Raw genomic sequence first — 17,406 nt, forward strand, 5'->3', positions numbered from 1 at the left:
GTGGGAGCGGGCTTGCCCGCGAATGCAATGGCGAATCCACCGCCGCATTCGCGGGCAAGCCCGCTCCCACAGGGTTAGGGGGTGGCCGTTAGGGCTTGGCGACGTGCCAGACGTCCTTCATGCCATCGCCGGTGGTTTCACCGGCCTTCTTGTCCTTGACGAAGGTATACAGCGGCTTGCCGTCATAGGCCCACTGTTTCTGACCATCATCACGCATCACCGTGGTCCATTTGTCCTTGGGCGCTTCGTCATCTGCCTTCACCAGCAGCGGCGGCCAGTTAGTGGCGCATTCGCCATTACACATCGACTTGCCGCCAGCATCCTTGTCAAACGTATACAGCGTCATGCCGTTGTGATCGACCCACATGCCATCCTTCTCCATCGCATGGTGGGCAGACGCTACCCCGGGCAGCGCCAGTGCAGCGAAAAGGGCCATCCAGCTCAGCGTGTGTCGTGTCATTGGAATCACCATAAATTCGGGGGTGGAATGAGTTCTGCGCGCCGCCGCAGCGGCCATCTCAAGCCTAGCCCAGTCATGCAATGTCGCCAGAACGGCCAACGCCTTGTCACACAGCTGCAATAATTCCGTTATCTAATGCGGGCCAGACACGATATTCCAGGAGAGGTTGAGAGCATGGTTGGCAGAAACATTCTGATCGTCGACGACGAAGCGCCTATCCGCGAGATGATCGCCGTTGCCCTGGAAATGGCCGGCTACGACTGCCTGGAAGCTGAGAACTCGCAACAGGCCCACGCGATCATCGTCGACCGCAAGCCGGACCTGATCCTGCTCGACTGGATGCTGCCCGGCACCTCCGGCATCGAGCTGGCGCGCCGCCTCAAGCGCGACGAGCTGACCGGTGATATCCCGATCATCATGCTCACCGCCAAGGGCGAAGAGGACAACAAGATCCAGGGCCTGGAAGTCGGCGCCGACGATTACATCACCAAGCCGTTCTCGCCTCGCGAGCTGGTGGCGCGCCTGAAGGCGGTGCTGCGTCGCACCGGCCCCAGTGACAGCGAAGCACCGATCGAAGTTGGCGGCCTGCTGCTCGATCCGATCAGCCACCGCGTGACCATCGACGGCAAGCCGGCCGAAATGGGCCCGACCGAATACCGCCTGCTGCAGTTCTTCATGACCCACCAGGAACGCGCCTACACCCGCGGCCAGTTGCTCGACCAGGTATGGGGCGGCAACGTCTATGTCGAAGAACGCACCGTCGATGTACACATCCGTCGCCTGCGCAAGGCACTGGGTGAAGCCTACGAAAATCTGGTACAAACCGTCCGGGGCACTGGCTACCGCTTCTCGACCAAGAGCTGATCGAGCACCCAAGCGTCTAGCGGCACGTCGTTGTACAAGGACCGTCAATTGAACCAGAACTGGCACGCGACCCTGATTCGCCACCTGTTGCTGCTGATCACTGTCTGCCTGATCGGCGGCCTGGTCAGCGGCTATTACGGCTGGAGCCTGGCCATCGGGCTGGGTTTCTACTTGGGTTGGACCCTCAAGCAGTTGCTGCGCCTGCACGACTGGCTGCGCAACCATCAGCCCGACGAAGCTCCGCCCGACGGCTACGGCCTGTGGGGCGAGGTATTCGACAGCATCTATCACCTGCAACGCCGCGACCAGCGCGTGCGCGGCCGCCTGCAAGCGGTGATCGACCGTGTGCAAGAGTCCACCGCCGCCCTGCGTGACGCGGTGATCATGCTCGACAGCGACGGCAACCTGGAGTGGTGGAACCGCGCTGCGGAAACCCTGCTGGGCTTCAAGACGCCACAGGATGGCGGCCAGCCGGTCACCAACCTGGTACGCCATCCGCGCTTCAAGGAATACTTCGAGTCGGAAAACTACGCCGAACCGCTGGAAATCCCTTCGCCGATCAATGACCGCCTGCGCGTGCAACTGCACCTCACCCGCTACGGCAACAACGAGCACCTGATGCTGGTGCGTGACGTCACCCGCATCCACCAGCTGGAACAGATGCGCAAGGATTTCGTCGCCAACGTCTCGCACGAGCTGCGCACGCCGCTGACGGTGATCACCGGCTACCTGGAAACCCTGCTGGACAACGTCGAAGACGTGAATCCGCGCTGGAGACGGGCATTGCAGCAGATGACCCAGCAAGGTTCGCGCATGCAGACGCTGCTCAACGACCTGCTGCTGCTGGCCAAGCTGGAAGCCACCGACTACCCGTCGGACAACCAGCCGGTGGCGGTGGACGCCATGCTCAACGCGATCAAAAACGATGCCCAGGCGCTGTCCGGTCCGCGCAACCAGCGCATCACCCTGGAAGCCACGCCGGGCCTGCGCTTGAAGGGCAGTGAATCGGAGCTGCGCAGTGCCTTCTCCAACCTGGTGTTCAACGCAGTGAAGTACACCCAGGACGAAGGCAACATTCGCATCCGCTGGTGGGCCGACGACCAGGGCGCGCACCTGTCGGTGCAGGATTCGGGGGTCGGCATCGACGCCAAGCACCTGCCGCGCCTGACCGAGCGTTTCTACCGGGTCGACTCCAGCCGCGCCTCCAACACCGGCGGCACCGGGCTGGGGCTGGCGATCGTCAAGCATGTGCTGATGCGCCATCGCGGGCGCCTGGAAATCAGCAGCGTGCCGGGGCATGGCAGTACATTCACCTGTCATTTCACGCCGGCACAATTGGCCAACGACAGGGGCTGATGCCAAGGGCCACTTTGCTTTTGCCGCCCCAGCCGCTACATTGGATCCCCTGTGCCAGCAAACGCTGGCACTTTTCTTTCTACCTTTTCTAAGACGGACCCCGTAAAAACTCCATCATGGACCCTTCCCCTGGTATCAGCCTCACCTCGCTCTTCGCCGATTTCGGCATGATCCTCTTTGCCTTGTTCCTGGTGCTGCTCAACGGCTTCTTCGTTGCCGCCGAGTTCGCCATGGTCAAACTGCGCTCCACGCGCGTCGAGTCCATCGCCGAACAGCACGGCTGGCGCGGCAGCATCCTGCGCAAGGTACACAACCAGCTCGACGCCTACCTGTCGGCCTGCCAGCTGGGCATCACCCTGGCCTCGCTGGGCCTGGGCTGGGTCGGCGAGCCGGCGTTCGCCCACCTGCTCGAACCGCTGCTGGCCTACTTTGGCGTCGACACGCCCGAGCTGATCAAGGCCGTCTCGTTCTTCGTCGCCTTCTTCGTCATCTCGTACCTGCACATCGTGGTCGGCGAACTGGCGCCCAAGTCGTGGGCGATCCGCAAGCCCGAGCTACTGTCGCTATGGACCGCCGTGCCGTTGTACCTGTTCTACTGGCTGATGTACCCGGCCATCTACCTGCTCAACGCCAGCGCCAACACCATCCTGCGCATCGCAGGGCAAGGCGAGCCTGGCCCGCACCACGAGCACCACTACAGCCGCGAAGAACTCAAGCTGATCCTGCACTCCAGCCGTGGCCAGGACCCGAGCGATCAAGGCATGCGCGTGCTGGCCTCGGCCGTGGAGATGGGCGAGCTGGAAGTGGTCGACTGGGCCAATTCGCGCGAGGACATGGTCAGCATCGACGCCCATGCGCCGCTCAAGGAAATCCTCGCCCTGGTGCGCCGCCACAAGTTCAGCCGCTACCCGCTGTACGATGCCGAGCGTGAGGAGTTCACCGGGCTGCTGCACATCAAGGACCTGCTGCTGGAGCTGGCCGAGCTCGAACACCTGCCCGAGACCGTCGACCTCGAAGACCTGGCCCGCCCGCTGGAACGCGTGTCCCGGCACATGCCGCTGTCCCAGCTGCTGGAGCAGTTCCGCAAGGGCGGCGCGCACTTCGTGCTGGTCGAGGAAGCCGATGGCAAGGTGATCGGCTACCTGACCATGGAAGACGTGCTGGAAGTGCTGGTGGGCGACATCCAGGACGAACACCGCAAGACCGAGCGCGGTATCCTCGCCTATCAGCCGGGCAAGCTGCTGGTGCGCGGCGACACACCGCTGTTCAAGGTCGAGCGCCTGCTGGGTATCGACCTGGACCACATCGAGGCGGAAACCCTCGCCGGGCTGATCTACGAGACCCTCAAGCGCGTGCCTGAAGAAGAGGAAGTGCTGGAGGTCGAAGGCCTGCGCATCATCATCAAGAAGATGAAAGGGCCGAAGATCGTGCTGGCCAAGGTGCTGAAGCTGGACTGACCTTGCTCAAGGGTTGCCGGCGGTAAAGTCCGGCAACCCGCCAATCGGCCGGTCGAACTGAAACGGTATCGACTCCAGCGCCAACCCCACATTGCGCTGCACCACAAAGTGCAGGTGCGGCCCGGTGCTGTTGCCGGTATTGCCCGACTTGGCCAGCGCCTGCCCCAGCGCCACCTGTTGCCCCTCCGCCACCACCACCGAGCCGCGCATCAGGTGCAGGTATACGCCCATGGTGCCGTCCGCGTGCAGAATGCGCACGAAGTTGCCCGAAGGGTTGGTCCCTCGCCCGCTCTGGGTGTTCTCGACTTTCACCACCATGCCACCGCGTGCCGCGATGATCGGCGTGCCTTCGGGCATGGCGATGTCCATGGCGTAGCGGCCTCGAGGGCCAAAGTGGCTGAAACGGCCGTTGGGGCCTTGGGTCAGGCGGAACGGCCCGCCTTTCCACGGGAACGGATAACGGTAGGCCTGCGAACGCTGGCCGGGGTCGCCCATGGCGTACTGGAAGTTGCTCGCGTACTTGAGCGGCCCGCTGGGAGATGCCAGCACCGAGCTGAGCACTTTGGTCGAGCGCGGCCCGATCACCGCCCTTATGGTGCGTGGAGCATTGCCGCCGAAGGCGTTGGCCAGCTTGTCGATTCGCAGTTCGACCTGCATCGGCACGTACAGCTCGTTGCGCACCATGAAGCGGACGCCGCCGGGGAAGGTTTCGGTCTGCAGGCGCACCTGGCTATCCAACCGCTCGAACATCGGCTCGCGCAGCTCGAAGGCTTTTGCGCCTGGGCTGGGGCGATCGGAATAGGAGGCCACGCCGAAATTGTCGGTGGTTTTGTAGAGCGTCATGCCCAGAGTCGACGCTGAGGCCGAAAGCAAGGCACAGCAAAGCAGCAAGCGGGCGATGGCGGGCATGATAGTGGCTTTTTGACAGGTAGTATTCTGTCGAAGCCTAGCAGCGGGATCTGGGAGTGGTATTACAGTTGGTCGGAAGATTGTGGCGGGATTGTGCTGACCCTGTGGGAGCGGGCTTGCCCGCGAAAGCGAGGGTGGAGTCACCATCGTATTCGCGGGCAAGCCCGCTCCCACAGGGTTCGTTGTAGGTCGAATCAGGCGCCCGGGGTAAAGTGCTTCTGCGACGTACCACGGGCAATCAACCGCGACAGGTAGTCGAGCTTCTGCGCATCCTGATCGACGAACTTGAAGGTCAGCTGCAACCAGTCGCTTTCCGGCTTCGGCTCCAGCGCCGCGATGGCATGCAGGTAACCGTTGAGGCGGGCCACTTCGGCGTTCTCGCCCTGCTCCAGATCAAGCACGGCCCCTTCCAGCACCTGCGGCAACGTCGCGCTGCGGCGCACCACCAGCAGCGCCTCCTTGAGGCTCAGTGCCTTGATCACGCAGGGCTGGGTGCCGCTGGACAGGCGCAGTTGGCCTTGGCCACGGCCGGTCTGCGCAGCCGCAGCAGCGGCCGTCTGGGGTTTCGGGGCGTTGATCAGCGGCTTGGCCGGGGCAGTTGCAGGTGCTGCCAGCTTGACCGCTTCGGGCTTGCCGCCAGTCAGTGCGCTCAGCGAGTCGTTGGCGAATGCCGAGTTGACCCGCGCCGGGCCACCGGCCATCAGGCTGTCGAGCTTGCCGATCTTGGTCAGGGCTTTCTTCACCTTGGTCAGCAGCTGCTCGTTGGTGAACGGCTTGCCGACGAAGTCGGAGACGCCGGCCTGAATGGCCTGGATAACGTTCTCCTTGTCACCACGGCTGGTCACCATGATGAACTGCAAATTCTTCATCTCCGGCTGCTGCCGACACCAGGTCAGCAGTTCCAGGCCGGACATCTCCGGCATTTCCCAGTCGCACAGGACCAGGTCGAATGGTTCCTTGGCCAACAGGGTCATGGCCTTGCGGCCGTTGACCGCGTCTTCGATGACCATGCCCGGGAAGGCATTACGCAGGCACTTCCTTACCAGATCACGGATGAACGGCGCATCATCCACGACCAGCACATTGACTTTACTCATCGATACTCCTCTTGAACCCCGACTAGCCGACCGTCGATGGGTGGCCATTTGCCGATAACTGGGCCACGCCGGGACTTCTTTACATCGTTCGCGGGTGCCTGCTGACTGCTCTGGCGCAAACGAAAACGCCCGGCGAATGCCGGGCGTCGATGCTCGGGAGCAATCTTATTTATCGTCCGGTTCAGCCGGAACATTAGCGCTTTCGGCATCATCGATAGCCGTGCCCTGAACTTCCGCCTTCATGCGCTTGAGACCCATGTGGCGCACGTCGGTGCCCCGTACCAGGTAGATCACCAGTTCCGAGATGTTTCGCGCGTGGTCGCCGATACGCTCCAGCGAGCGCAGGGCCCAGATGACGCTCAGTACCCGCGAGATCGAACGCGGGTCTTCCATCATGTAGGTCACCAGCTCGCGCAGGGCGGTCTTGTACTCGCGGTCGATGGTCTTGTCGTACTGCGCCACCGACAGCGCCAGCTCGGCGTCGAAGCGGGCAAAGGCATCGAGTGCATCACGGACCATGTTGCGCACCTGGTCGCCAATGTGGCGTACCTCGACGTAGCCGCGCGGCGACTCACCTTCCTCGCACAGCTGGATGGCGCGACGGGCGATCTTGGTCGACTCGTCGCCGATACGCTCAAGGTCGATCACCGACTTGGAGATGCTGATGATCAGGCGCAGGTCGGAGGCCGCCGGCTGGCGACGGGCGAGGATGCGCACGCACTCCTCGTCGATGTTGCGTTCCATCTGGTTGATCTGTTCGTCGACTTCACGCACCTGCTGGGCCAGACCGGAGTCGGCCTCGATCAGCGCGGTGACCGCGTCGTTGACCTGCTTCTCGACCAGGCCGCCCATGGCCAGCAGGTGGCTGCGCACCTCCTCCAGCTCGGCGTTGAACTGCTGGGAAATATGGTGCGTCAGGCTTTCTTTGTTGATCATCGTTTCGCTCCGCGAAGCAGCTGCAAGTAGTTCGTGTCGTGCCCTGGCTGCAGGCTTAGCCGTAGCGACCGGTAATGTAGTCTTCGGTCTGCTTCTTCGCCGGGTTGGTGAACAGAGTGTCGGTATCACCGAATTCGACCAGTTTGCCCATGTACATGAAGGCGGTGTAGTCGGAAACGCGAGCCGCTTGCTGCATGTTGTGGGTGACGATAACGATGGTGTACTTGGATTTCAGTTCGTAGATCAGCTCTTCGACCTTCAGCGTCGAGATCGGGTCGAGTGCCGAGCAGGGTTCGTCGAGCAGCAGCACTTCGGGCTCGACGGCGATGGTACGGGCGATCACCAGCCGCTGCTGCTGGCCGCCGGACAGGCCCAGGGCCGAGTCATGCAGGCGGTCTTTGACTTCGTCCCACAGCGCCGCGCCCTTCAGCGCCCACTCCACGGCTTCGTCGAGCACGCGCTTCTTGTTGATGCCCTGGATGCGCAGGCCGTAGACCACGTTCTCGTAGATGGTCTTGGGGAACGGGTTGGGCTTCTGGAACACCATGCCCACGCGGCGGCGCAGCTCGGCCACGTCCTCGCCCTTGCGGTAGATGTTGTTGCCGTACAGGTTGATGGCACCTTCCACACGACAGCCGTCAACCAGGTCGTTCATGCGGTTGAAGGTGCGCAGCAGGGTCGACTTGCCACAGCCGGACGGGCCGATGAAGGCGGTCACGCGCTGCTTGGGGATATTCAGGCTGACGTCGAACAGCGCTTGCTTGTCGCCGTAGAACAGGCTCAGGCCCGGTACTTCGATGGCCACGGTTTCTTCGGCCAGGCGCAGGCCCTGCTTGTCGCGCCCCAAGGCAGACATGTCGATGCCGTGGGTGTGGGAGTCTTGCTGCATGGTCATCTCCATACGCTATCAATTCGTTTCAAAGGGCCGCCCGGATGCGGGCGGCACGCTTGCAAATCAGGCTCAGTGGTCGAGCGCCTTGTACTTCTCGCGCAGGTGGTTACGGATCCACACCGCCGAAAGGTTGAGGGTGGCGATCACCATCACCAGCAGCAGCGCGGTGGCGTACACCAGCGGCCGCGCGGCCTCGACGTTAGGGCTCTGGAAGCCGACGTCGTAGATGTGGAAGCCCAGGTGCATGATCTTCTGGTCAAGGTGCAGGTACGGGTAGTTGCCGTCCAGCGGTAGCGATGGCGCCAGCTTCACCACACCCACCAGCATCAGCGGCGCCACTTCGCCAGCGGCGCGGGCCACGGCGAGGATCATGCCGGTCATCATCGCCGGGCTGGCCATCGGCAGGACGATTTTCCACAGCGTCTCGGCCTTGGTCGCGCCCAACGCCAGCGAACCTTCACGCACCGTGCGCGGGATACGCGCCAGGCCTTCCTCAGTGGCGACGATCACCACCGGCACGGCCAGCAGCGCCAGGGTCAGCGAAGCCCACAGCAAGCCCGGCGTACCCAGGGTAGGCGCCGGCAGCGACTCGGGGAAGAACAGCCGGTCGATCGAGCCACCCAGCACGTAGACGAAGAAGCCCAGGCCGAACACGCCGTAGACGATCGCCGGCACGCCCGCCAGGTTGTTCACGGCGATGCGGATCAGCCGGGTCACCGTGCCTTGCCTGGCGTATTCGCGCAGGTACACGGCCGCCAGCACACCAAACGGGGTGACGATCACGGCCATGATCAGGGTCATCATCACCGTGCCGAAGATGGCCGGGAAGATACCGCCCTCGGTGTTGGCTTCACGCGGGTCGTCGCTGAGGAATTCCCAGACCTTGGCGAAGTAGGTGCCCATCTTGGTCAGCCCGGACATGCCGTTCGGCTGGATGGCGTGCACCACCTTGCTCAGGTTGATCTCAACTTCGCGGCCGTTGCCGTCGCGAGCCACCAGGCTGTCGCGAGAGAACGCCTGGTGCAGGCCGCTGAGGCGCTCTTCGATAGCTTTGTAGCGGCTGTTCAGTTCGGCGCGCTCGGCGTCCATGTCGGCCTGGGCAGCAGCGTCCAGCTTGCCGTGCAGTTCCAGCTTGCGGCTTTGCAGGCGCAAGCGTTCGAGGCCATGGTTGATGGCACCGATGTCTTTCTTTTCGAGCTGCTGCAGTTCACCGTTGAGTTGGTTGGCGCGCTTGAGGCGGGCCTGCAGCTCGTTCCAGGCGCCAGGGCCTTCGGCGACCACGCGGCCTTCTTCCTTGACGCTGACCAGGCGGCCATAGAAGTTGCCCCACTCGCGGCGCTCCAAAGCGATCAAGTCGGCCGGGCGCTGCTCGTCGACCAGCCAATCGCCGACCACCCAGGTGAAGTCGCTGCCGTTGAGGTCGCGGTTACCCACCTTGATAAGCTCGCGGGTCATGAACTCCGGGCCAACATCCGGGACCGGCAGTCCGGCACCCTTGAGGCGCGCGCGCGGCACCTGTTCTTTCTGAACCACTTCACCGATGACGATGTGATCTGCCTGGCCCGGCACTTTATAAGTGGCCTGGACCAGGTCGGCCGGCCAGAAGTGGCCGAGGCCGCGCACGGCGATCACCGCCAGCAGCCCGACGGTCATGATCACCGCCATGGCGACTGCGCCACCGCTGATCCAGACGCCGGGGGCGCCGCTCTTGAACCAGCCTTTGAGGGAATCCTTTTTCACGGATCGCTACCTTTCTATCAAAGCGACGAGTATTTCTTGCGCAGACGCTGGCGAATCAGCTCGGCCAAGGTGTTCATGACGAAGGTGAACATCAGCAGCACGAGGGCGGCGAGGAACAGCACACGGTAGTGGCTGCCGCCGACTTCGGATTCGGGCATTTCCACCGCCACGTTGGCGGCCAGGGTGCGCATGCCTTCGAACAGGTTCATCTCCATCACCGGGGTGTTGCCGGTGGCCATCAGCACGATCATGGTCTCGCCCACCGCACGGCCCATGCCGATCATCAGCGCCGAGAAGATACCCGGGCTGGCGGTGAGGATGACCACGCGGGTCAGGGTCTGCCACGGCGTTGCGCCCAGGGCCAGGGAGCCCAGGGTCAGGCTGCGCGGCACGCTGAACACGGCGTCTTCGGCGATCGAGTAGATGTTCGGGATGACTGCGAAGCCCATGGCGATACCGACCACCAGAGCGTTGCGCTGGTCGTAGGTGATGCCGAGGTCGTTGGTGATCCACAGGCGCATGTCGCCGCCGAAGAACCAGGTCTCCAGGTACGGGCTCATGGTCAGGGCGAACCAGCCGGTGAACAGGATCACCGGGATCAGGATCGCGGCTTCCCAACCATCCGGCACCCGCAGGCGCAGCGATTCAGGCAGGCGGCTCCAGGTGAAGCCGGCCAGCAGGATACCGAACGGCATCAGCAGGAACAGGCTGAACACACCCGGCAGGTGCCCTTCCAGGTACGGCGCCAGGAACAGGCCAGCGAAGAAGCCGAGGATCACCGTCGGCATCGCTTCCATCAGTTCGATCACCGGCTTGACCTTGCGGCGCATGCCCGGGGCCATGAAGTAGGCGGTATAGATGGCAGCGGCAATGGCCAGCGGGGCCGCCAGGATCATCGCGTAGAACGCGGCCTTTAGGGTACCGAAGGTCAGGGGCGAGAGGCTCAGCTTGGGCTCGAAGTCGGTGTTCGACGCGGTGGACTGCCAGACGTACTTGGGCTCGTCGTAGTTTTCGTACCAGACCTTGCCCCACAGCGCGCTGAAGGACACTTCCGGGTGCGGGTTCTTCAGGCTCAGCGGCAGCAGCTTGCCGCCTTGTTCGATGATGATGCGGTTGGCACGTGGCGACAGGGCCAGGGTGCCGGCACCTTCAGCAACCGGTTCGACCAGCAGGGTACGGTGCGCGGTGCTGTGGAACACACCGAGCTTGCCTTCGCTGTCCAGGGCGATGAAGCCCTTGCGGCGCTCTTCGGCATCGATTTGCACGATTGGCGCCTTGCCCATCTGGAAGGTACGTATCTGCTTGAAGCGCGATTCGCCGTCCGGGTCGCGGGCCATGAACCATTGGGCCAGGCCGCCTTTGGAATCACCGATGATCAGCGAGATGCCGCCGACCAGCTGCGCGCTGGCGGTGATCTCGGTGTCGGCGTTTTCGGACAGTTTGTAGCGGCCATTGAGGCTCTTGTCGCGCAGGCTGAAGACGTCAGCGGTGGCGCGGCCGTTGATCACATACAGCCACTGCTGGCGCGGGTCGATGAAGATGTTCTTCACCACCTCGGTCATCTGCGGCAGCTCGATGCGGTTCTGCTCGGTGGTGACCTCTTCGGTCATCATGTTTTCAGTGCGCGTCAGCTGGATAACCTGCAGGTGCGCGCCGGTGGAGCCGGCCAGCACCAGGGTATCGCCATTGACGTTGACGCTGACGTGCTCCAGCGCACGGCCCTGGTCATCGAGCGCGAACGGCTCCTGACCATACGGGTAATCGATGCCGGGGGTGATGGTCTTCTTGTTGTCCGGGTAAGTGATCTTGTAGGTGTGGTGGAACACCAGCGCCTTACCGTTGGACAAGCCCAGCACCACCATCGGGCTGCCCGGCTGATCGGTGCTGATCGAACTGACCTGGGTGCCCTCTGGCAGCGGCAGGTCGACTCGCTTGAGTTCGTTACCGGTCTTGGTGTCGAAGAACAGTGCCTGACCCTTGTCCGAAACACGCATGCCGACCAGGTTTTGCTCTTCAAGCGCAATCATCAGTGGCTTGCCGGCATCCTGCTGCAGCCAGGTCGGCTCCAGGGCCTTCTTGCTGGTCAGCTCGGCGCCCTGGAACAGCGGCAGCACCACATAGGCCAGATAGAAGAAGATCAGGGTGATGGCTGCCAGCACGGCAAGCCCGCCCACCAGTACATACCAGCGGGTCAGGCGGTCCTTGAGTGCGCGAATGCGGCGCTTGCGTTGCAACTCGGGCGTATTGAAATCAATCCGCACGGGCGGGGAATTTGGGGTCATTGTGGAGTTGGCCAAATCATTCATGCGCACACCCTAGCGGTCCCGTATGACAAAAACATGACAGAGAGTTGACGCGACAAAGCCCGCCGCTCAGATACCCTGGCTTCGGGCTGAAAATACGTGGAGTGGGCCGGGCATCAGCACCGGCCCCTTCCTCAGTTACTTACTTCTTTGCAACATTACCGTTGTGATCCAGGCCCAGGTCAGCCAGGGCCTTGGCGGCAACTTTGGCCGGCAGCGGGATGTAGCCATCCTTCACCACGACCTGCTGGCCAGCTTGCGACAGCACCAGCTTGACGAACTCAGCTTCCAGCGGGGCCAGAGGCTTGTTCGGGGCCTTGTTGACGTAGACGTACAGGAAGCGCGAGAGCGGGTAGGTACCGTTGAGGGCGTTGGCTTCGTTGTCTTCGACGAACTCGCCACCTTCTTTCTTGGCCAGGGCGACCGTCTTGACGCTGGCGGTCTTGTAGCCGATGCCCGAGTAGCCGATGCCGTTCAGCGAGGAGCTGATGGACTGCACGACAGAAGCCGAGCCAGGCTGTTCGTTGACGTTAGGCTTGAAGTCGCCTTTGCACAGGGCCTCTTCCTTGAAGTAGCCGTAGGTGCCCGATACCGAGTTACGGCCGAACAGCTGCACGGGCTTGTTGGCCAGGTCGCCGGTCACGCCCAGGTCGCCCCAGGTCTTGACGTCGGCCTTGGCACCGCACAGGCGAGTGGAGGAGAAGATTGCATCGACCTGGGCCATGGTCAGGCCTTTGATCGGGTTGTCCTTGTGCACGAACACGGCCAGGGCGTCGACGGCGACCGGGATGGCGGTCGGCTTGTAACCGTACTTCTGCTCGAAAGCCTGCAGCTCGACGTCCTTCATCTTACGGCTCATCGGGCCGAGGTTGGCGGTGCCTTCGGTCAGCGCGGGTGGCGCGGTGGAAGAGCCGGCAGCCTGAATCTGGATGTTTACGTTCGGGTATTCCTTCTTGTAGGCCTCGGCCCACAGCGTCATCAGGTTGGCGAGGGTGTCGGAACCTACGCTGGAGAGGTTGCCCGAAACACCGGTGGTCTTGGTGTAGGTCGGGATGGCTGGGTCGACAGCGGCTACCGCATTGGCGGTTGCAACGCCAGCGGCGGCGAAGGTGAGGGCCGCCATCAAACGCTTCAGTTTCATGCCTTGCTCCTAGCAGGAATATTGTGGGTGTTGGATGGAACGGGCCCAAGTATCAGCAGGCCGCATGAACACGATATGACCCCAATGTGACAATTGGATGAAAGGCCATCATGTGGCCTCTTCGCGGCTAAAGCCGCTCCCACAGGCGTAGCGCATTCCCTGTAGGAGCGGCTTCAGCCGCGCAGAGGCCAGCAGAAGCGACGCAAATCAGCGCTTTTTAGCAAGCAGATACAGGCCCACAGCCAGGCCAACCGCACACAATCCTGCAACATAATAGGCCGGCGCCATCGGGCTCACCTTGAGCAGCGCAGTCACCACCATCGGCGTCAGTCCCCCGAAGATGGCATAGGCCACGTTGTAGGAGAACGACAGGCCGCTGAAGCGCACCGCCGCCGGGAACGCCTTGACCATCACATAAGGCACGGCACCGATCACACCCACGCACAAGCCAGTGATGGCATACAGCGGGAACAGCAGTTCCGGATGGGTCGGCAGGCTGTGGTAGAAGGTCCAGGACGACACCAGCAACAACAGGCTGCCGATCACGAACACACGGCCCGCGCCAAAGCGGTCGGCCAGGCTGCCGGAACCGATGCAGCCAAGGCTGAGCAGCACGATCGCCAGGCTGTTGGCCTTGAGCGAGTCGGTCGGGCTGACGTGGTAGAGGCTCTGCAGCAGCGCCGGGGTCATCAGGATGACCACGACGATACCCGCCGACAGCAGCCAGGTCAGCAGCATCGACAGGATGATCGGCCCGCGGTGATCACGCAGCACGGTGGCCAGCGGCAGTTCTTCAGCCAGCGCCTTGCGCTGCTGCATCTCGGCGAACACCGGGGTTTCATGCAGCCAGCGGCGCAGGTACACCGCGAACAGGCCGAACACCCCCCCGAGCAGGAACGGAATACGCCAGGCGAAGTCGGCGACTTCTTCCGGGCTGTAGAGGGTGTTGATCAGCGTCGCCACCAGCGAGCCCAGCAGAATGCCCGCCGTCAGGCCGGCGGTCAGGGTGCCGCAAGCGTAACCCGTATTGCGCGCTGGCACGTGCTCGGAGACGAACACCCAGGCGCCCGGCACCTCACCACCAATCGCCGCGCCCTGGATCACACGCATCAGCAGCAGCAGAATCGGCGCCCACAGCCCAACCTGCGCATACGTCGGCAGCAAACCCATGATCAGCGTCGGCAGGGCCATCATGAAGATGCTCAGGGTGAACATCTTCTTGCGCCCGAGCAGGTCACCGAAGTGCGCCATGATGATCCCGCCCAGCGGTCGCGCCAGGTAGCCGGCGGCGAAGATGCCGAAGGTTTGCATCAGGCGCAGCCACTCAGGCATGTCGGCCGGGAAGAACAGTTTGCCGACCACCGTGGCGAAGAACACAAAAATGATGAAGTCGTAGAACTCCAGGGCTCCGCCCAGGGCGGACAGTGAGAGGGTCTTGTAGTCACTGCGGGTCAGCGGCCGCGAAGGCTGCTCGATACTGCTCGGCACGGAAGTCATCGCTCGTTGTTCTCTTGTAAGTGATGCAGGCCGCTTGGCACGCGGCTTCTGGATTGCTTGGACAGGCGAAGATAGCAAATTGCCGAGCCGTGCCGAAAGCGATACAAAATCCATACAGATATTCATGAATGCGCGGTCGTCGCTAAGCCTTCGGCTATATATACTGGCCATTCGTAGGAAAAAGACGCAGCTCAAGTGGGATATTGCGCGAAAACGCCGGTCTTGATGTCAGACGGTTTCGCAGAATTTCCCTACGGCCGTCCAGCAAAACGAAATCGGCGTAGTATGTTTCCAGCTGAATCGTTTACCCGGCCTTTGCGCCACACCAACGAAAGCGTCACGGGTCAGAGGCCCCACCGCATGATTGAGCTCGAACAAGAAGATCCCATCCCGCAAGGCGACCTGGCCTTGCAGATCACCGCATTGCCCCGCGAAACCAACGGTTTCGGCGACATCTTCGGCGGCTGGCTGGTCGCCCAGATGGACCTGGCTGGCACCGCCATGGCCAGCCGCGTCGCCGGTGGCCGGGTGGCCACGGTGTCCATTGACCGCATGGCCTTCCTGGTGCCGGTGGCCGTGGGCGCGCAGCTGTCGTTTTATACCCAGACCCTGGAAATCGGCCGCAGCTCGATCCGCATGATGGTCGAAGTGTGGAGCGATGACCCACTGTCCAGCGAATGGCGCAAGGTCACCGAAGCGCTGTTCGTGTTCGTCGCCATCGATGGCAGTGGCCGCACACGCTCGGTGCCTCGTCGCTGAGCCTTGCGGGCGTTAAACTCATTGCACGTCACCGGGTCGAAGGTCCACGGGCAATCAATGAGATAAGCGCAATGGCTACCTACAAGGTCGAAACCGAGCTACACGGCGAACTCAACTGCTGGCGCATCACCAGCGACCGCGTCGATTTACTGATCGCCCAGCAGGGTGCGCAGATCCTCAGCTATCAGCGTATTGGCGAGCCGCCTCTGCTGTGGCTGAGCGACCAGGCCATCTTCCGCCAGGGCAAGTCGGTGCGCGCGGGTGTGCCGGTGTGTTGGCCGTGGTTTGGCAATCTGCAGCGCAACCCGCCGTCGGTCCAGGCCATGTACCGGGGCGAGCAGGCGCCTGCCCACGGGCTGGCGCGCACGCGCGACTGGCAGTTGCTGGCAGTAGAGGAAAAAGGTGCGGACCTGCACATCGAATTCGTGCTGCCTGAGGCCAACGGCGAGCTGCCGGACTGGCCACATGATGTGGAACTTAAGCTGCACGTGGCACTGGGGGATCAACTGACCTTGAGCCTGATCAGTCGCAACATGGGCAACAGTCCGGTCACCATCAGCCAGGCCCTGCACAGCTATTTCGCCGTCAGTGATGTGCGCCAGGCGCGGGTCGAGGGTGTCGAGGGGCTGGATTACATCGAAACCCTGGCTGACTGGGAACAGCGCCAGCAGCAGGGTGCGCTGGCATTTACCGGTGAAACCGACCGCATCTACCTGAATACGCCTGCAACGTTGAGCATCGTCGACCCACACTGGAGCCGGCGCATCACACTGACCAGCAGCGGTTCGCGCTCGGCGGTGGTCTGGAACCCATGGACCGAGCGGGCCAGGGAACTGGCGGACATGGCCGATGATGGCTGGCAGCGGATGCTGTGCATCGAGACGGCGAATGTCTGGGAGGATGTGGTGACCTTGGAGCCTGGGAAGCAGGTTGCGCTAACCGTGTCGATCAGTAGCGCATCGCTCTGATTCATCCGTTTTAGTGATCCAACGGGCCTCTTCGCGGGGCAAGCCCGCTCCCACAGGTACCCCACCGGACCTTAGGGCAGTGCAATACCTGTGGGAGCGGGCTTGCACGCGAAGAGGCAGGTATGGGCACATCAAAGGTCAGCGTCTTCCACCACCCTCACCTGCCCCGCATCCAGTGCATACGCCGCATCGGCCAGGTCATTGCTGACCTTCTCAACCTTCAACGTCCCACTGACCCACAGCGGCGTGTAGATATCATCGATCTTCAACCCCTTCGGATAGCGCACCAACACTAGCTGATTCGGCGGCGGCGGCGGCACGTGGATGCAGGCGCCCGGGTACGGCACCAGGAAGAACAGCGTGCTGTTGCCCTTGGCATCGCTTTCCAGCGGCACCGGATAGCCGCCCAAGCGGATATCCTTACCGTTCATGGCCGCCACGGTCTTGGTGGAGTACATCACCGCCGGCAGGCCCTTGCTCTGCTTCAGGCCACCCTTGTCGGTGAACGTGCCCATCGCCTCCGGCGAGTTGTGGTCGATTTCAGGCATCTGCTCGAGGGCTTTCTGGTCCGACTTGGGCATCAGCTCCAGCCAGTCGGTTTCAGGCAGTTCGGCATGGGCCAAGGTACTGGCCAGGAGCAGTGGAATGAGGAAAAAGGCACGCATGGAAATGCTCGGCAACTCGGATGAATTGCCGGCATTCTAACCAGTATTCAGCGTTTCTTGATTAATCCGTAGATCACCAGCAGGACCACGGCACCGACCAGCGCGCCGAAGAAGCCCGCCGCCTGCCCGGCCTGGTAGATCCCCAGCGCCTGGCCGCCATAGGTGGCGAGCAGAGAGCCGGCAATACCGAGCAGGATAGTCATGATCCAGCCCATGCTGTCGTCGCCCGGTTTGATGAAGCGCGCCAACAGGCCGACGATGAGGCCGATGAAGATGGTTCCAATGATGCCCATGGCATTCCCTCTGCAGTGAAAAATGGAACAAGCCAAAGCCTAGACGGGCTTTGGCGTGTTGCCATGTTC

The 17,406-nt window shown here is 62.6% G+C and carries 16 protein-coding genes; 5 read left to right on the top strand and 11 right to left on the bottom strand.

The features are described from left to right. Window positions 1-88: 88 nt before the first annotated feature. Window positions 89-460 (bottom strand): COG4315 family predicted lipoprotein, encoded by a 372-nt coding sequence (locus tag ACZ6YA_RS04190; protein ID WP_465895684.1) that lies wholly within the window; start codon window positions 458-460, stop codon window positions 89-91. Between the two features lie 174 nt (window positions 461-634). Here ACZ6YA_RS04190 and phoB point away from each other — a divergent pair, with 174 nt between their 5' ends. From phoB to ACZ6YA_RS04205, 3 genes are all read left to right on the top strand, one after another. Continuing rightward, window positions 635-1,324: a phosphate regulon transcriptional regulator PhoB gene (phoB, locus tag ACZ6YA_RS04195; protein ID WP_003253341.1), complete on the top strand. Its 690-nt coding sequence runs from the start codon at window positions 635-637 to the stop codon at window positions 1,322-1,324. A 48-nt stretch (window positions 1,325-1,372) separates the two neighbouring features. Next, on the top strand, window positions 1,373-2,680 hold the full coding sequence (phoR, locus tag ACZ6YA_RS04200) for a phosphate regulon sensor histidine kinase PhoR (RefSeq protein ID WP_465895686.1): 1,308 nt from the start codon (window positions 1,373-1,375) through the stop codon (window positions 2,678-2,680). Window positions 2,681-2,796: 116 nt separating this feature from the next. Beyond that, window positions 2,797-4,137 carry a hemolysin family protein gene (locus ACZ6YA_RS04205; RefSeq protein WP_346612673.1) on the top strand — a complete coding sequence of 447 codons (1,341 nt, stop codon included), beginning with the start codon at window positions 2,797-2,799 and terminating at the stop codon, window positions 4,135-4,137. A 6-nt stretch (window positions 4,138-4,143) separates the two neighbouring features. Here ACZ6YA_RS04205 and ACZ6YA_RS04210 read toward each other — a convergent pair whose 3' ends face one another. The 8 genes from ACZ6YA_RS04210 to ACZ6YA_RS04245 all read right to left on the bottom strand — a co-directional run bounded on the left by ACZ6YA_RS04210 (window position 4,144) and on the right by ACZ6YA_RS04245 (window position 14,652). Beyond that, complete coding sequence (locus tag ACZ6YA_RS04210; protein WP_465895687.1) at window positions 4,144-5,046, bottom strand: M23 family metallopeptidase; 903 nt, start codon at window positions 5,044-5,046, stop codon at window positions 4,144-4,146. A gap of 194 nt (window positions 5,047-5,240) precedes the next feature. Continuing rightward, the gene (locus ACZ6YA_RS04215; RefSeq protein WP_465895689.1) at window positions 5,241-6,143 is read right to left on the bottom strand and encodes a response regulator; all 903 of its coding nucleotides are present in this window, start codon (window positions 6,141-6,143) and stop codon (window positions 5,241-5,243) included. 165 nt (window positions 6,144-6,308) lie between these two features. Further along, window positions 6,309-7,079, bottom strand: coding sequence for a phosphate signaling complex protein PhoU (gene phoU, locus ACZ6YA_RS04220; protein ID WP_465895691.1), 771 nt, complete (start codon window positions 7,077-7,079; stop codon window positions 6,309-6,311). Between the two features lie 55 nt (window positions 7,080-7,134). Continuing rightward, window positions 7,135-7,968 carry a phosphate ABC transporter ATP-binding protein PstB gene (gene pstB / locus ACZ6YA_RS04225; protein WP_400801563.1) on the bottom strand — a complete coding sequence of 278 codons (834 nt, stop codon included), beginning with the start codon at window positions 7,966-7,968 and terminating at the stop codon, window positions 7,135-7,137. Between the two features lie 72 nt (window positions 7,969-8,040). Further along, entirely contained in the window at window positions 8,041-9,711 is a 1,671-nt protein-coding gene (gene pstA, locus ACZ6YA_RS04230) for a phosphate ABC transporter permease PstA (RefSeq protein ID WP_465895693.1), read from the bottom strand. Between the two features lie 17 nt (window positions 9,712-9,728). Further along, the gene (locus tag ACZ6YA_RS04235; protein ID WP_465895695.1) at window positions 9,729-12,017 is read right to left on the bottom strand and encodes an ABC transporter permease subunit; all 2,289 of its coding nucleotides are present in this window, start codon (window positions 12,015-12,017) and stop codon (window positions 9,729-9,731) included. A gap of 139 nt (window positions 12,018-12,156) precedes the next feature. Continuing rightward, window positions 12,157-13,155 (bottom strand): phosphate ABC transporter substrate-binding protein PstS, encoded by a 999-nt coding sequence (locus ACZ6YA_RS04240; RefSeq protein WP_465895696.1) that lies wholly within the window; start codon window positions 13,153-13,155, stop codon window positions 12,157-12,159. Between the two features lie 207 nt (window positions 13,156-13,362). Next, window positions 13,363-14,652, bottom strand: coding sequence for an MFS transporter (locus ACZ6YA_RS04245; RefSeq protein ID WP_465895697.1), 1,290 nt, complete (start codon window positions 14,650-14,652; stop codon window positions 13,363-13,365). 360 nt (window positions 14,653-15,012) lie between these two features. Here ACZ6YA_RS04245 and ACZ6YA_RS04250 point away from each other — a divergent pair, with 360 nt between their 5' ends. Continuing rightward, window positions 15,013-15,411 carry an acyl-CoA thioesterase gene (locus tag ACZ6YA_RS04250; protein WP_465895698.1) on the top strand — a complete coding sequence of 133 codons (399 nt, stop codon included), beginning with the start codon at window positions 15,013-15,015 and terminating at the stop codon, window positions 15,409-15,411. Window positions 15,412-15,482: 71 nt separating this feature from the next. Beyond that, window positions 15,483-16,379: a D-hexose-6-phosphate mutarotase gene (locus ACZ6YA_RS04255; protein WP_465895699.1), complete on the top strand. Its 897-nt coding sequence runs from the start codon at window positions 15,483-15,485 to the stop codon at window positions 16,377-16,379. 131 nt (window positions 16,380-16,510) lie between these two features. On the opposite strand, the gene ACZ6YA_RS04260 is transcribed toward ACZ6YA_RS04255, so the two are convergent. Then, on the bottom strand, window positions 16,511-17,044 hold the full coding sequence (locus ACZ6YA_RS04260) for a DUF3299 domain-containing protein (protein WP_465895700.1): 534 nt from the start codon (window positions 17,042-17,044) through the stop codon (window positions 16,511-16,513). 47 nt (window positions 17,045-17,091) lie between these two features. Next, window positions 17,092-17,337, bottom strand: coding sequence for a GlsB/YeaQ/YmgE family stress response membrane protein (locus ACZ6YA_RS04265; RefSeq protein ID WP_027592121.1), 246 nt, complete (start codon window positions 17,335-17,337; stop codon window positions 17,092-17,094). Window positions 17,338-17,406: the final 69 nt, after the last annotated feature.

It is taken from the genome of Pseudomonas sp. NPDC090752, assembly GCF_055584805.1.

Bases quoted from the DNA above. Each gene is read 5' to 3' on its own strand.
- ACZ6YA_RS04245 (WP_465895697.1), bottom strand. From the start codon at position 14,652: ATGACTTCCGTGCCGAGCAGTATCGAGCAGCCTTCGCGGCCGCTGACC.
- ACZ6YA_RS04215 (WP_465895689.1), bottom strand. From the start codon at position 6,143: ATGAGTAAAGTCAATGTGCTGGTCGTGGATGATGCGCCGTTCATCCGT.
- ACZ6YA_RS04250 (WP_465895698.1), top strand. From the start codon at position 15,013: ATGATTGAGCTCGAACAAGAAGATCCCATCCCGCAAGGCGACCTGGCC.
- ACZ6YA_RS04260 (WP_465895700.1), bottom strand. From the start codon at position 17,044: ATGCGTGCCTTTTTCCTCATTCCACTGCTCCTGGCCAGTACCTTGGCC.
- ACZ6YA_RS04190 (WP_465895684.1), bottom strand. From the start codon at position 460: ATGACACGACACACGCTGAGCTGGATGGCCCTTTTCGCTGCACTGGCG.
- ACZ6YA_RS04205 (WP_346612673.1), top strand. From the start codon at position 2,797: ATGGACCCTTCCCCTGGTATCAGCCTCACCTCGCTCTTCGCCGATTTC.
- ACZ6YA_RS04265 (WP_027592121.1), bottom strand. From the start codon at position 17,337: ATGGGCATCATTGGAACCATCTTCATCGGCCTCATCGTCGGCCTGTTG.
- ACZ6YA_RS04255 (WP_465895699.1), top strand. From the start codon at position 15,483: ATGGCTACCTACAAGGTCGAAACCGAGCTACACGGCGAACTCAACTGC.
- pstB (WP_400801563.1), bottom strand. From the start codon at position 7,968: ATGCAGCAAGACTCCCACACCCACGGCATCGACATGTCTGCCTTGGGG.
- ACZ6YA_RS04240 (WP_465895696.1), bottom strand. From the start codon at position 13,155: ATGAAACTGAAGCGTTTGATGGCGGCCCTCACCTTCGCCGCCGCTGGC.
- ACZ6YA_RS04235 (WP_465895695.1), bottom strand. From the start codon at position 12,017: ATGAATGATTTGGCCAACTCCACAATGACCCCAAATTCCCCGCCCGTG.
- ACZ6YA_RS04210 (WP_465895687.1), bottom strand. From the start codon at position 5,046: ATGCCCGCCATCGCCCGCTTGCTGCTTTGCTGTGCCTTGCTTTCGGCC.
- phoB (WP_003253341.1), top strand. From the start codon at position 635: ATGGTTGGCAGAAACATTCTGATCGTCGACGACGAAGCGCCTATCCGC.
- phoU (WP_465895691.1), bottom strand. From the start codon at position 7,079: ATGATCAACAAAGAAAGCCTGACGCACCATATTTCCCAGCAGTTCAAC.